This window comes from Klebsiella sp. C283 (assembly GCF_048822555.1).
In the GTDB taxonomy this organism is placed as follows: Bacteria; Pseudomonadota; Gammaproteobacteria; order Enterobacterales; family Enterobacteriaceae; genus Klebsiella; species Klebsiella quasipneumoniae.
In genome coordinates, this window is record NZ_JBMEZS010000001.1 from 36,309 (window position 1) to 49,778 (window position 13,470).

The window sequence follows — 13,470 nt, forward strand, 5'->3', positions numbered from 1 at the left end:
GACGAAATGCGGAAAACCCCGCAGCGCCGTCGCCGTCACAACAGACATTTGTCGCAATCTAACTGAAATTAATTTTTCATTTTGTTTCATTCACCGGCGTACCTACAAAATCAAGGATCAACTATGAATATTAAGAAAACGATTGTTGCCTCTTTGTTAGCCTGCATGCTGCCTGCGGTGGTTATGGCAAAAGATGTCTCCATTGGCGTCTCGATGGCGCTGTTTGACGATAACTTCCTGACGATCCTGCGTACCTCGATGCAAAAAGAGATGAAAAAAGATGGGGTGAAATCGCAGATCGAGGACGCGAAAGGGGATGTCTCCCAGCAGCTGCAGCAGGTGCAGAACTTTATCGGCCAGGGCGTGGACGCCATTATCGTCAACCCGGTGGATACCAACGCGGTGAAACCGATCATGGATCAGGCCACCAAAGCCGGGATCCCGCTGGTGTTTGTAAACCGTCGCCCGCAGGCGGAGCTGACCGACAAGATGGCCTATGTGGGGTCGGATTCGATTCTCGCCGGCCGTCTGCAGATGGAAGCGCTGGCGAAAGCGATGAACGGCAAGGGCAATGTGGCGATCCTGCTCGGCGACCTGGCGAATGAATCCACTCGCGACCGCACCAAAGGGGTGGAAGAGGTCGTGGCGAAATACCCGAACATCAAAATCGTGCAGAAGCAGACTGCGAAATTTACCCGCAATGACGCCGTGGACGTGGTCAGCAATTGGATGACCAGCGGCGAGGATATCCAGGCCATCGCCTCCAACAACGATGAAATGGCGATCGGCGCCCTGCAGGCGCTGGGTAAAAACCCGAACCATATTCTCATCGCCGGCGTGGATGGCACCCCGGATGCGCTGCAGATGCTGAAGAGCGGCAAGATGATCGCCACCATCTTCCAGGATGCGAAAGGCCAGGGCGAGGGCGCCGTAGACGCGGCCATTAAGCTGGCGAACGGCGAGAAAGTGGAAAAGATCATCGACGTGCCGTATCAGCTGATCACCAAAGAGAACATGGCTGAATTTACCAATCGTAATCAGAAATAATCCTGGCCAACCTGTGGTACGGAGGTGGATGTATGAACGCTTTTGCCCTTGAAGCCGAAGGTATCAGTAAGTTCTTCCCCGGCGTGAAGGCGCTCGACAATGTCTCATTACGCGTGCGCCCGGGAACGGTGCACGCCCTGATGGGCGAGAACGGCGCCGGTAAATCCACGCTAATGAAGTGCCTGATCGGTATCTATCGCCCGGATAAAGGATCGATTCGCGTGAAAGGTGAGCCGGTGGAGTTTACCGACACCATGGATGCGCTGCGCTCGGGGATCTCGATGATTCACCAGGAGCTGAATCTGGTGCCGCATATGACGGTGGCGGAAAATATCTGGCTGGGGCGCGAGCCGATGAAGTACGGCTTTGTCGACCACGGCCAGCTGACCCGCCAGACCCAGGCGCTGCTGGATAAGCTGAATATTCGCTTAACTGCCGACCTGCTGGTGGGCGACCTGAGCATCGCCGCCCAGCAGATGGTGGAGATTGCCAAAGCGGTCTCATGGAACGCGGATATTGTGATTATGGATGAGCCTACTTCGGCGCTTACCGAAGGCGAGGTGGCTCACCTGTTCACCATCATCCGCGACCTGCGGGCCCAGGGCAAAGCGATCATCTATATCAGCCATAAAATGGATGAGATCTTCGCGATCACCGATGAGATCAGCGTCTTTCGCGACGGCACCTGGGTGGGGAGCAAAAACACCACTGAATTTACCCGCCAGTCGCTGATCACCCAGATGGTGGGCCGCGAATTAACCCAGCTGTTCCCGAAATTTAATAACACCATCGGCGAAGAGGTGCTGACGGTGCGCAACCTGACGCGCCAGGGCGTGTTCCATGACGTCAGCTTTACCGTGCGTCGCGGCGAGATCCTCGGCGTGGCCGGGCTGGTGGGCGCCGGGCGCAGCGAGGTGATGGAAAGCCTGTTCGGTATGGAACGCTTCGACAGCGGTGAAGTGCTGATCGACGGGGCGCCGGTGACCATTGATTCTCCCTCCGTGGCGATTGAAAAGGGGATGGCGTTATTAACCGAAGACCGCAAAAAGTCGGGCCTGTTTCTGGTGCTGTCGGTGCTGGAAAATATGAGTATCGTCAAAATGCCGGAATATATCGGCAAGAGCGGTTTTGTCCAGCACGTGAAAATGGCCGAAGACTGCATGGAGCAAATCCGCCGGCTCAATATTAAAACGCCGACGATGGATCAAATTATTAATAACCTCAGCGGGGGGAATCAGCAAAAAGTCCTGATTGCGCGCTGGCTGTTAGCGCAACCGAAAATCTTAATTCTCGATGAGCCGACCCGCGGCATCGACGTCGGGGCGAAGGCGGAAATTTATCATCTTATCAGTGAACTGGCGAACCGGGGGGTGGCGGTCATTATGGTCTCCTCTGAGCTGCCGGAAATCCTTGGCATGAGTGATCGGGTCATGGTGATGCATGAAGGTCGTATCACCGGCATCCTGGAAAAAGACGAAGCCGACCAGGAAACCATTTTGTCGTTGGCATCCCATTGAGGCACAGAGAATGAGTAATATGAAATTAACGGCGGCTCCGGCCAGCGAGGGTTCCTCCTTCTTCGCTAATTTGCGGCATAAAATGCCGAAAGATACCGGCATCTTTGTGGTGATGCTGGTGATTGCCCTGACATTTGAAATCGCCGGCTGGTATGTTCGCGACCAGTCGTTCCTGCTCAATACCAACCGCCTGGTGCTGATTGTGCTGCAGGTGGCGATCATCGGCATCATCGCCGTCGGCGTCACCCAGGTGATCATCACCACCGGGATTGACCTCTCCTCCGGCTCGGTTATCGCCCTCGCGGCGGTGGTGGCGGCGAGCCTGGCGCAAACCTCCGACAGCCTGTCGCCGATGTTCCCGGCGCTGGTCAACCTGCCGGCGGTGATCCCGATTTGCGCGGGGATCGGCGTCGGCCTGCTGTGCGGGCTGACCAACGGTTTCCTGGTGACGCGAACCGGTATCCCGCCGTTTATCGCCACCCTCGGGATGATGGTCTCGGCGCGCGGTCTGGCGCAGTATTACACCCAGGGCAATCCGATAAGCTTCCTCTCCGACAGCTTTACGGCGATAGGCCAGGGGGCGATGCCGGTGATCATCTTCTTCGTGATCGCCGCGGTGTTTCACATTGCGCTGAAGCATACCCGGTATGGCAAATATGTGTATGCCATCGGCGGCAACATGACCTCGGCCAAAGTGTCCGGCATCAACGTGAATAAGTACCTGGTGATTGTCTACACCATCGCCGGGGCGCTCTCCGGGCTGGCGGGGGTGGTGCTGGCGGCGCGCGTCAGCAGCGGCCAGTCCAGCATGGGGATGTCCTACGAGCTGGACGCGATTGCCGCAGCGGTGATCGGCGGCAGCAGCTTAATGGGCGGGGTGGGGCGCATTACCGGCACCCTGATTGGCGCGATGATCCTTGGCCTGATCAAGAGCGGCTTTACCTTTGTCGGCGTCGATGCCTACGTGCAGGATATTATTAAAGGGATCATTATCGTCGCGGCGGTGACCATCGACATGCGCCGCAACCGGAAAAAACACTAATCTTATCAACTGGCGGCAACGGCGAAGCGCGTCGTTGCCGCCAGCCCTGTCCAGAAATAAACAAAATACTCCCCGCCTGGCGCAGGCTGTCTATTTTTCCCGCGCTGCGCATCCTGTACAGTTTCGCGACTTTTGTTGTTCATTCGCCAGGGGGCCACGCCTTGCCCCCTTGTTTCTGGAGTCGTATGAATACACCATCCATAGGCAAATCCTCGCCGGTCTGGCGACCGGGAAGAAGGGGCGTGATCGTCACGCTGCTCGTTGGCCTGGCGATCCTGATCATCGGCCGGGGCGGGCATTTTCTGGCCAGAGAGGTTTGCCGCGAAATGTATACCCGGCAGCTGGAGAAGGATGCGCAGTGGGTGGCGTCACGCCTCGAACGGCGGATGAACACGCCGGCGCGGCAGCGGGAAGCCACCTGGCCGCTGGCGGTGATGCGCGCGGATCTCTATGCCCTGGCCCGGCAGCGACATTATCAGCTGCTGCTGGTGAATAGCGACGGGCATCTGCTGGCGGCATCGCATGCGCTGCCGGCCAGCGTGCTGGCCCAGGTTCAGGCGCAATTTCCCAGGGAGATGCAGCCGCCGCTGTTCGGCAGCCATTACCAGACCATTCAGCCCTTCGCCCCGCATCAGCGGATGTTAAGCCGGGCGCTGAACGGCAATGCGGGCCTGGCGGGCTGGAATCTCGTGATGCTGGCGCCGGACAGCGGATTGCCTTCGCTGCTGATGGCTTACCGTTGGCCGGTCACGATGGGCCTCGGCGCGGTGCTCGCCGGCACGCTGCTGGCGGTGAGGCGGGCGGCGCGCGCCCGGCGAAAACGCTAATTGCCGACGGCGCCGTCAGGCATGGCGAAACTGCAGGGTGGCGGGCAGATAGCGCTGGAGCGGCTCCGGCGCCTGGCCGTCGATCAGCTGGCTGAGCAGATCGTAGCAGTGCCAGGCCAGCTGGCGATTATCCTGTTGCACGGTATCAATGCGCAGGGAAAGTGAATCGTACAGATAGTGATCGTCGAAGCTGGCGAGATGAATATTGGAGTCCAGCAGATGGTGCTGGCTCATATAGCGCAGGACCCCTTCGAGCAGGCCGCAGGCCGCGGTGAACAGCGCCTTCGGCGGCCGGCCCAGCCGCGCGCAGAGCGCGGCGAACATCTCATAGCCGGAGCTGGGGTGATAGTTGCCGTTGATCACCCACTCGGGACGCAGCGTGACCCCCGCCTGAGCCAGGCCCTGGGTGAATCCCGCCAGCCGGTCGCGCGATGGCGATAGCCGCGGCTGGCCGCCGAGAAACCAGAACTCGTCCGCATGCTGAGGGGCGATGCGGGAGATCAGCTCGGCCGTTGGGGTGACCGAGTCGGTCATCACCAGCGGCAGGGCGCTGTCGCTGGGGGAGCGGTCAAACAGCACCACCGGCAGCTGTTCGCTGAGCTTCAGGTAGTCGGCATCGCTGTGCATGCACGAGGCGACGATCAGGCCGTCGACCTGGCGGGCAATCATGTTATTGACCACCACGCTCTCCTGGCCGGGGTTTTCGTCGGTGCAGGAGATAAGCAGCTGCACGCCGGCTTCCCGGCAGAGCGTCTCAAGCTCATGGGAGAAAACGGCAAACCCGTAGTTGGTGATTTCCGGCACCACCAGGCCAATGGTATGGCTGCGGTTATCGCGCAGCGAGCGCGCGTGAATGCTGGGTTGATAGTGCTGCTCGCGGGCGATCGCCAGCACGCGCTCGCGCGTCTCCTGCGCCACGCGCAGCTCTTTGCCACGACCGTTAAGCACCAGACTGGCGGTCGCTTTGGAGACGCCCGCCAGTTCGGCGATATCTTTGATAGTTACGCGTTTGGTTTTCATCAGCACCCGGGAGCCTGAAAGCAAAACGGTTATTCTACCATGCATGGCCGCAGCAGCCAGCGGCAGAATGCCACCGGCGTCGCACCGCTGAAGATTAACTGCCCCGGATAGCCCGGGAAGAAGCGGCTGCTCATCACCCCTTCGCCATCGTTGATGAAAATCTCCACGCTGGAGCGGTCGATAAAGATCTGCAGGCGCCGCGCCTCGCCGCGCCAGTAGCGGTGATGCATCTCCGCCGTCTGCAGCCCGCGGCGCGACAGACGCAGGCCGTCGCGGTTAACGGTGAGCTGCAGGGCGCCGGCAAAATCCAGCCCCAGCGTGCTGTTGGGGGCGATGTCAAAGGCCAGCTCCATCGGGGCGAGGGGCAGGGTCTGTCCGCGCCAGCCCTCGGCTTCGCCGCGCAGGGCGGCCAGCTCGCGCAGCGGGCGCTGATACAGGGTGCCCGCCTGCCACTCCAGCTCGCGCACGCAGGTCATCTGGTGGATCCACCCCTGCGCGCGGGTGGGTTGATGCATCTCTTCCCCGTCCGGGACGCCCATCCAGCCGACCAGCAGGCGACGGCCATCCTCGGCCAGCATGGTCTGCGGCGCGTAGAACTCAAATCCGCTGTCCAGCTCGTGCAGCGGGCCATGGTCGAAGGCGCCGCGTTCGGCGTCGAAACGGCCTGCCATCCACACCGCCGGATAGGTATTGAGAAAGCGCTGCGCTTCGCGGGCCAGCCCCTGCGGGCAGCAGATCAGCAGGTGGGTGTCCGCCAGCGGAAACAGGTCCGGGCACTCCCACATGTAGCCGCCGTTCGCCAGGCCGTTAACGTCATGCCCGGCTATCTCGCCCACCAGGCGCCAATCCTGCAGGTCGCTGGCGGTAAACAGCAGCACTTTGCCGCGCTGTTGCACATCCTGCGCCCCGAGGACCATGTACCAGCGCCCGTCCTGTCGCCACACTTTAGGGTCGCGCACATGGCCAGTATAGCCTTCCGGCAGCGGCAGCACCGGCCCCAGCTTGCGGAAGGTGCCATCGGCATTTTCCGTCGCCAGACATTGCCAGGCGGTGCGCCCGCCGTCGGGGAATTTCACGTTGCCGGTATAGCACAGGGTCAGGGCGCCCTCGAACTCGACCGCGCTGCCGGAGTAGCAGCCGTTGCGGTCATACTCTTCATCCGGCATCAGGGCGATAGGTTCATGCCGCCAGTGCAGCAGATCGGCTGAGCTCCAGTGTCCCCAGCACTTGTAGGTGTGGTCGCAGGCGAGCGGATTCCACTGATAAAACAGGTGGTAACGCCCGGCGACCTGGCAAAAGCCGTTGGGATCGTTCAGCAGTCCGCTGACCGGCGCCAGATGCCATTGCGGGTAATGGCTGTCGGCCAGCGCCTGCGGCTGGCCCTGCATAACGGCCTGCAGGATCGCAGGCAGGCGTGACGGTAATGACATTATTCAGCGTCCGTTTTGTATTTCAGCGTCAGAGAGAGCGTGAAGGCCACGGCGAAGGCGATCGCCATCCCGATAATGTAGTTCAGCAGCGAGCTGGCCTGCACGATGGCCATTCCCGGGATCGCCGTCAGGCCCACCGCGGTCATGTAGACGTGCATCGACACCACCCAGGCGCCGCCGGCGGCACCGCCCACCAGCGCGGCGATGAACGGTTTCACAAAGCGCAGGTTAATCCCGAAGATTGCCGCCTCGGTGATCCCCAGCATCGCCGAAAACGCCGACGGCAAGGTGATAGCTTTGATTTTGGCATCTTTGGTTTTAAACCACACCGCAAAGCAGGCGCCGCCCTGGGCGACGTTGGCCATGGCCCAGATCGGCAGCAGGAAGTTGACGCCGATCGACGGATTGCCGAGCAGACCCGCCTCGATGGCATGGAAGCTGTGATGGATACCGGTAATGACGATCACCGAATAGAGGCCGCCAAACAGCAGGCCCGCCAGCCAGCCGGCGTGGCTGATAAGCGTGCTGAGGATAAACGAAATGCCGTCGCCGAGCGCGCGGCCGGCCGGGCCGATCAGCAGCAGGGCGATAAAGCCGGAGATAATTACCGTCAGGAACGGCGTGAGGATCAGATCCAGCGCGTCAGGGATAATGCGGCGCAGCCGTTTCTCGACAAGGCTCATAAACCACACCGCCAGCAGCACCGGGAAGACCGTGCCCTGATAGCCGATCATCGCCACTTCGATGCCGAAGAAATTCATGGTGTGGAAGCCGGCGGCGACGCCCCAGGCGTTGGTCAACGCCGGGTGGGTGAGGATCCCGCCGAGGGTCGCGCCCAGATAAGGGTTACCGCCAAATTCGCGGGCGGCGGTAAAGCCGATCAGGATCGGCAGAATGATAAACGCCGCCGAGCTGCACATATCCAGCATGATATAGATAGCGTTGCCCGGGTCGACCCAGCCGTAGGTTTTCACCATCCCCAGCAGGCCCATCAGCAGGCCGGAGGCGACGATGGCCGGAATAATCGGCACGAAGATGTTGGACAGCAGGCGGGCGATGCGCTGGAACGGGTTCAGTTTTTTCGCCGCCAGGTCGGCGGCTTCGGATTTGCTCGATTCGCTGATGCCCGCCGCCTGGATAAAGGCGGCATAGACTTTATTGACCACCCCGGTGCCGAAGATGATCTGCATCTGGCCGGCATTGCGAAAGCAGCCTTTCACGCCGTCGATTTTGCCAATCGCCTGCTGGTCGGCGAGCGCGTCGTCGACCAGCACCAGCCGCAGGCGGGTGGCGCAGTGCGCGGCGCTGGCGATATTTTCCTTGCCGCCCAGCAGGGGAAGCAGTGAGCGGGAAATCTGTTCAAAATCCATAGTACCCTCTGAATGCATGATGATATGGCGTGGGCGGCGCCGGCCGTGGCAGGCACCGCGAACCTTATATTTATGTGTGACTTACCCTGTCTTCCGGGTTCACGTCAGAACCAGGTCTCCATTTGCATACCGAACGACCATTCGCCGCCCGATTTGAATCCGTTGCTGCCTAACGCGTCGTCGTTGGCGTAGTTATCCAGCTTTTTGCTCCAGTCCATCCACGAGGTGTAGAAGCGGATCTCCGGGCGTGAGAAGAAGTCGCCGATGCTGCCGACCTTGAAGGTCGGGGCGAAGGTCAGCTTGTAGAAGCTGCCGTTGACCGCATGGCGATCGTTGTAGCCTTCAGGCTGCAGATCCATGTACTGATAAGTGCCCTCCCAGGCGAGGGCGAAGTTCTGCGTGACCTCCTGAATCAGACGCAGGTTAAGAGTGGCCCACTGATAGCTGTCGCCATCGACATAGCGGTCTTTACTGCTCTGCGCCAGCACGGCCGGGGCAATAAACCAGCGATCGCTCAGCGGCGTGGTGCCGTAGCTGGCGAAACGCCAGGTATTGGCCCCCGGACGCAGCGCGCCGTCGGAACCGATGCCTTTAACCTCGGCGCCCAGTCCGTGGCCATACAGCAGGGCCGTTTTGCTGGTCCCGTCGCGCAGGCCATAGAAGCTCTCATTGTGCAGACCCAGCAGGGCATGAACCCCGGTGTTAGCGGCATCGCCTTTCACCAGATTGCCGTTCGCGTCCTGGCGGTCGTCATTATCTTTCGCCCGCATCCCGCTGACCATCATCTGCACCGGGCCGGCAAAGTTATTCATGCTGACGATATAGTTCTGCACGCTGTTGCTGCTGTCGGCGATATCGCCAAAGTTGCGGCCATATAACGAGAAGTTGCTGCGCAGGCTGTCGTTCCACTTCACGTCGTAGATCCCGCCGCCGGTCCCGGCGAGGAATACCACATCCGAGTCAACCCAGTGGATGTCGAAGTTGTCGCGGTCAAAGCGTTTCCCGGCCCACAGGGTCGAGCCTTTGAACGGACCCTCGAAGGTCGGCAGGTTGCCCAGCTCGACGAACGCCTGGCGCACGTTCAGGTCGCTGCTGCTCGCCGTCCAGTCGTTATAGGTAGTTTGCCCGTCGGCCACCATCACTTTGAAACGGGTGGTCGCCCCGTTGTCCAGGGTCTGCTTATGTTCGAGGTTCATTTCCACATAGGTGTCGGCCTGGTTGCCAAGACGACCAATGGCGCCGCCGGTCTCCCCGGCGGGGGTCATATAGGCCCCGGATTTCGTGCTGGCGGCGGAGTCGTTCATGATCACCCCGGAGCGGGCGTAGCCGTGGAACTCAAAGCCGCCGGGCCGTTCGGCTTTTTCTTCCAGTTGGGTGGTGCGCTTGGCCACCTGCTGGGTGGTGGCCTGGGTTTGCTGCTGCTGCTGGGTTAGCTGCTGAACTTTCTGCTCCGCTGAGGCGGCGCGGCTTTCGGCGGTACTGGCGCGGGTCTCGGCATCCTGCAGACGTTTTTCCAGGGCGGCGAGACGCGCTTCAATGCTGTTCAGGTCTGTCTGCCCATGGGCGGCGGCGGCGCCGGTTAGCAAAGCAATAAGAATGGCTAACTTCCGTTTTTTATACATGTTGGTGACATCCAAAGGTAAATCAGTGAGTGTGCTAACGTTTGCTAAACCGGTTTAGTTGATATGGTAAACATGTCGGTAACGCAGTGAAAATAAAAATTGCTAAACCGGTTTAAGAATTGTGATGTCGCCAGCAAAGTGGGCCGTTAGCCGGCCCAACGGGATCACAGCGAGCGCTGAAGATCCTCCCTGTAGGGCAGGGCGGTCATGGCGCCTTTGGCGGTGGTGGCCAGCGCGCCGCAGGTTTGCGCCAGCGCAAGGTCCGGCGCCAGGGCGGCGAGGTTGTCAGGGATACCGTGGGCGGCGAGCCCGGCGAGCAGCCCGGCGACAAAGGCATCGCCGGCGCCGGTGGTATCGACGGCCACTACCGGGCGGGCGGGGAAGTGGCTAACCTGCCCGCGCAGCGCGGCCTGGACTCCCGCTTTGCCCTGGGTGACCAGCAGCAGCGTCGGCTGGAAGCGGGCGTTCAGCCGGGCGATGCCGCTGACGATGTCGTCGCTGCCGCTGATAAAAGCCAGCTCCTCTTCCGACAGTTTTATGGCGTCGGCGAGGGCCAGCGCCCGGTCGAGACAGTCGCGCAGCTCCTGCGGATCCTGCCACAGGTCGCTGCGGATATTGGGGTCGAAGCTGACATAGCCCCCGGCGCGCTTTATCGCCTCCATCGCCGCGAATGCCGTGCTGCGGCTCGGTTCCGCGCTGAGGGCGATAGAGCAGACGTGCAGCCACTGGCCGGCGGCGAACGGCGGAAGATCCTCAGGCGCAAGAAACAGGTCGGCGCTCGGGCGAACCATAAAGGTAAAGGTGCGCTCCCCGTGCCGATCGAGATCGACCACCACCGTGGAGGTGCGCTGCGTCGCGTCGAGGCGCATAAAATCCACATCGACCTGCTCCTGCGCCAGGGTGTGGCGCATAAAGCGACCGAACGGATCGTCGCCGACGCGGCCGATAAACCCGCTGTCGCCGCCGAGCCGCGCCACGCCGACCGCGACGTTGGCCGGCGCGCCGCCGGGGCATTGCAGCAGGCGGCCCTCTCCGTCGGGCAGGAGATCGACGACCGCATCGCCGAGTACCCAGATTTTACTATTCATAGGACAGCTCCTCTTAGCTAAACTTTGTTAAACCGGTTTAGCTAATTAAAGCACAGCCTGGCGGCAAGCGGAACGATTGGTGGATGAAAGGGCGGGGCGAGGGTAAAAAATGTGAGCCAGGCGGAATATTTCGCCACTCCAGATCTGGACTTTTCCTTCCTGACCCGCTTAGGTATAGTTCCACAGGCCGCGGTTAACCCCGCCGCGGTGATAAAAGGTGAAGGAGTGCGTAGCGCGATGAACCCCAGTTTTGGCGATATTTACGATCGGTACCAGAAGCTGTCGCTGACCACGCACCTGCCGGCGGTCATCGCCTGCAGTGAAACCCTGAGCCTGAGTAAAGACCAGCCATTTCTGCCGCAGCCGGGCTATCTCTATTTTTTGCTGCAGGGGCAAATGACGCTGGCCTTTGGTGATGAGCAGAACCTGCTCGGGATTGTTATCGCGCATATGCCGTTAGGGCTGCTTGAACATTATTGTCCGTCGGTGGCGCTCTATTATCGGTGTCTGGGCGAATGCCAGCTGGCGAAAATATCCGCCAGCGATTTTGAACGGATATTCTTTCATTCGTCGCCGGGCTATATGCAAGAGCTGACCACGATCCTGGCCTATATGGGCATATTTGCCCTTGATGCCCATTATGAACGCGGCAGCCAGACCAGCTTTCAGACCATTAAATCAATGCTGTCGCGCTATTTATATCGTGGAGGAATCGATGGTGGTCAGCATGAAAGCCTGTCGGCATTTATTATTAAACGAACCAATCTTTCGCGCAGCTATGTTTATCAGGTGCTGGCCGCCCTGCGCGAGGGAGGATATATCACGGTGAAAAAAGGCAAACTGATTTCCATCGACCGTCATATTCCTGAGAAATTCTGATTCAGGTTCGTCGGCTCCCCGACATAACGTCGCTAAAACCCGCCCGAGGAAAGCGCTACGCGCGCGTTTTCCCCCGGCCCCGTTACGCCTGAACCTGGCCGTTTTATTTATTTAACCTTTCACTCTGGAGTTATTTTATGACCCTGGACTATGTGGCGCTGGCCATTCTCATCGCCGTGGCCTTAATACTTTTTTATGGCGTGATTGTTATTCACGATATTCCTTATGAAATCGCCAAAGAGCGGCGCCATCCTCATCAGGATGCGATTCATTATGCCGGCTGGGTCAGCTTATTCACCCTGCATGCCCTGTGGCCCTTGTTGTGGATCTGGGCGACGCTATGGCGCGAAGACCGCGGATGGGGAATGCGCCGCATCGCCGACGATCAGCAGGCCCTGCATCAGCGTCTGGAGACGGTCACTCAGCGACTGGAGCAGGTGCAGCGCGAGGTCGAGGAACTTAAAGCGAAGGAGGCAAAATAATGGAAACGTTAATGTTGCTGACCTACGCCGCGCTATGCATCGTGGTGTTTAAAGTATTCCGCATTCCGCTCAATAAGTGGACCGTGCCGACGGCGGTGCTCGGCGGTATCGCCCTGATTGGCGCGGTGATCTTCGGGATGAACTACAACTTCCCCTATACCGACGTCGGTAATCAGGTGTTTCGCACCGTGCCGATTGTGTCGCAGGTGCGCGGTCGGGTGCAGACCGTACCGGTGAAGCCTAACCAGAGGCTGCATAAGGGCGATGTGCTGTTTACTCTCGACCCGACGCCGTTCCAGGCAAAGGTGGACGATCTGCAGGCGCAAATTAAAGCGGCCAGTCAGGATGCGCTCTCCCTCAACGCCGCGTTAAGCCAGGCGGAGGCCGAGCTGAACAGAGCGGTGGCCCAGCGCGACCAGTCGCGGCGGGAGTATGCCCGCTTTCGGGAGGGGCATGCCCAGGGCGCCTTCTCCGATCAAATGGTCGATACCCGTCTGCAGACGTGGAAAGCCGATGAAGCCAGCGTCAGCGCGGCTCAGGCGAACGTGGTTCAGGCGCGTAACGCGCTGGACTCGGTGGTGAAGGGCAAAAATACCACCGTGGCCTCCCTGCTGGCGCAGTTGCAGAAGGCGCAGTTTCAGCTGGATAACACCGTCGTCCGCGCCCCGGAAGACGGCTATGTCAGCACCGTCGGCTTACGGCCAGGCACCATGTCCACCGCGCTGGGGATGCTGCCGGTGATGACCTTTGTGCCGGTGGAGGGCGACGCCTCGCGGGAGTATGTCGCGGCATTTCGCCAGAACGCCCTGCAGCGTCTGCATAAAGGCGAGCCCGCGGAGCTGATGTTTCCGGCCATTCCGGGCACCGTCTTCCGCGGGGAAGTGGCCGACGTGCTGCCGGCGATTGGCGAGAGTCAGTTTCAGGGCCAGGGCAAACTGCTGACCACGGACGCGCTCAATACCCATGGCCGGGCGCTGGTGGTGCTGAAGGTGACCGATCCGCGTTTTGCCGAATACGCCCTGCCGCAGGGTGCCACCCTCGAGGCGGCGGTCTACTCGGATCATCTGAAAGAGCTGTCGCTGATCCGGAAGATCCTGATCCGCATGAAGAGCTGGGAAAACTATATCTATCTCGATCACTAAGCCG

The 13,470-nt window shown here is 60.3% G+C and carries 11 protein-coding genes and 1 pseudogene; 7 read left to right on the forward strand and 5 right to left on the reverse strand.

Annotation, left to right across the window (positions count from 1 at the left end):
* Positions 1–123: 123 nt before the first annotated feature.
* From ACOI7Z_RS00185 to ACOI7Z_RS00200, 4 genes and pseudogenes are all read left to right on the forward strand, one after another.
* Positions 124–1,047: a sugar ABC transporter substrate-binding protein gene (locus tag ACOI7Z_RS00185; RefSeq protein ID WP_002892597.1), complete on the forward strand. Its 924-nt coding sequence runs from the start codon at positions 124–126 to the stop codon at positions 1,045–1,047.
* Between the two features lie 32 nt (positions 1,048–1,079).
* A complete protein-coding gene (locus ACOI7Z_RS00190; RefSeq protein ID WP_087849415.1) occupies positions 1,080–2,564 on the forward strand; it encodes a sugar ABC transporter ATP-binding protein in 1,485 nt (494 codons plus the stop codon).
* 19 nt (positions 2,565–2,583) lie between these two features.
* The gene (locus ACOI7Z_RS00195) at positions 2,584–3,606 is read left to right on the forward strand and encodes an ABC transporter permease (protein WP_004152946.1); all 1,023 of its coding nucleotides are present in this window, start codon (positions 2,584–2,586) and stop codon (positions 3,604–3,606) included.
* A 185-nt stretch (positions 3,607–3,791) separates the two neighbouring features.
* Positions 3,792–4,401 (forward strand): annotated as a pseudogene (locus ACOI7Z_RS00200) (hypothetical protein).
* A gap of 47 nt (positions 4,402–4,448) precedes the next feature.
* Here ACOI7Z_RS00200 and ACOI7Z_RS00205 read toward each other — a convergent pair.
* The 5 genes from ACOI7Z_RS00205 to ACOI7Z_RS00225 all read right to left on the reverse strand — a co-directional run bounded on the left by ACOI7Z_RS00205 (position 4,449) and on the right by ACOI7Z_RS00225 (position 10,963).
* Positions 4,449–5,459 carry a LacI family DNA-binding transcriptional regulator gene (locus ACOI7Z_RS00205; RefSeq protein WP_017898803.1) on the reverse strand — a complete coding sequence of 337 codons (1,011 nt, stop codon included), beginning with the start codon at positions 5,457–5,459 and terminating at the stop codon, positions 4,449–4,451.
* Positions 5,460–5,482: 23 nt separating this feature from the next.
* Positions 5,483–6,883 (reverse strand): sucrose-6-phosphate hydrolase, encoded by a 1,401-nt coding sequence (locus ACOI7Z_RS00210; RefSeq protein ID WP_087849413.1) that lies wholly within the window; start codon positions 6,881–6,883, stop codon positions 5,483–5,485.
* Positions 6,883–8,253 carry a sucrose-specific PTS transporter subunit IIBC gene (locus ACOI7Z_RS00215; RefSeq protein ID WP_023288691.1) on the reverse strand — a complete coding sequence of 457 codons (1,371 nt, stop codon included), beginning with the start codon at positions 8,251–8,253 and terminating at the stop codon, positions 6,883–6,885. The genes ACOI7Z_RS00210 and ACOI7Z_RS00215 overlap by 1 nt, the downstream gene beginning before the upstream one ends.
* A gap of 104 nt (positions 8,254–8,357) precedes the next feature.
* Positions 8,358–9,875, reverse strand: a complete 1,518-nt coding sequence (locus tag ACOI7Z_RS00220) for a carbohydrate porin (RefSeq protein WP_023288692.1) — start codon at positions 9,873–9,875, stop codon at positions 8,358–8,360.
* A 164-nt stretch (positions 9,876–10,039) separates the two neighbouring features.
* Positions 10,040–10,963 (reverse strand): aminoimidazole riboside kinase, encoded by a 924-nt coding sequence (locus ACOI7Z_RS00225; RefSeq protein ID WP_065884050.1) that lies wholly within the window; start codon positions 10,961–10,963, stop codon positions 10,040–10,042.
* A gap of 237 nt (positions 10,964–11,200) precedes the next feature.
* On the opposite strand from ACOI7Z_RS00225, the gene ACOI7Z_RS00230 reads away from it, so the two are divergent.
* The 3 genes from ACOI7Z_RS00230 to ACOI7Z_RS00240 all read left to right on the forward strand — a co-directional run bounded on the left by ACOI7Z_RS00230 (position 11,201) and on the right by ACOI7Z_RS00240 (position 13,466).
* Complete coding sequence (locus ACOI7Z_RS00230; RefSeq protein WP_072420810.1) at positions 11,201–11,842, forward strand: Crp/Fnr family transcriptional regulator; 642 nt, start codon at positions 11,201–11,203, stop codon at positions 11,840–11,842.
* A 137-nt stretch (positions 11,843–11,979) separates the two neighbouring features.
* Positions 11,980–12,324: a DUF3302 domain-containing protein gene (locus ACOI7Z_RS00235; protein WP_065884049.1), complete on the forward strand. Its 345-nt coding sequence runs from the start codon at positions 11,980–11,982 to the stop codon at positions 12,322–12,324.
* Positions 12,324–13,466, forward strand: coding sequence for an HlyD family secretion protein (locus tag ACOI7Z_RS00240; protein ID WP_080901322.1), 1,143 nt, complete (start codon positions 12,324–12,326; stop codon positions 13,464–13,466). The genes ACOI7Z_RS00235 and ACOI7Z_RS00240 overlap by 1 nt, the downstream gene beginning before the upstream one ends.
* Positions 13,467–13,470 lie beyond the last annotated feature (4 nt).

What these genes read in the sequence shown, in the direction of transcription:
- ACOI7Z_RS00185 (WP_002892597.1), top strand. Translation starts at nt 124, where the DNA reads ATGAATATTAAGAAAACGATTGTTGCCTCTTTGTTAGCCTGCATGCTG.
- ACOI7Z_RS00190 (WP_087849415.1), top strand. Translation starts at nt 1,080, where the DNA reads ATGAACGCTTTTGCCCTTGAAGCCGAAGGTATCAGTAAGTTCTTCCCC.
- ACOI7Z_RS00195 (WP_004152946.1), top strand. Translation starts at nt 2,584, where the DNA reads ATGAAATTAACGGCGGCTCCGGCCAGCGAGGGTTCCTCCTTCTTCGCT.
- ACOI7Z_RS00210 (WP_087849413.1), bottom strand. Translation starts at nt 6,883, where the DNA reads ATGTCATTACCGTCACGCCTGCCTGCGATCCTGCAGGCCGTTATGCAG.
- ACOI7Z_RS00215 (WP_023288691.1), bottom strand. Translation starts at nt 8,253, where the DNA reads ATGGATTTTGAACAGATTTCCCGCTCACTGCTTCCCCTGCTGGGCGGC.
- ACOI7Z_RS00220 (WP_023288692.1), bottom strand. Translation starts at nt 9,875, where the DNA reads ATGTATAAAAAACGGAAGTTAGCCATTCTTATTGCTTTGCTAACCGGC.
- ACOI7Z_RS00225 (WP_065884050.1), bottom strand. Translation starts at nt 10,963, where the DNA reads ATGAATAGTAAAATCTGGGTACTCGGCGATGCGGTCGTCGATCTCCTG.
- ACOI7Z_RS00230 (WP_072420810.1), top strand. Translation starts at nt 11,201, where the DNA reads ATGAACCCCAGTTTTGGCGATATTTACGATCGGTACCAGAAGCTGTCG.
- ACOI7Z_RS00235 (WP_065884049.1), top strand. Translation starts at nt 11,980, where the DNA reads ATGACCCTGGACTATGTGGCGCTGGCCATTCTCATCGCCGTGGCCTTA.
- ACOI7Z_RS00240 (WP_080901322.1), top strand. Translation starts at nt 12,324, where the DNA reads ATGGAAACGTTAATGTTGCTGACCTACGCCGCGCTATGCATCGTGGTG.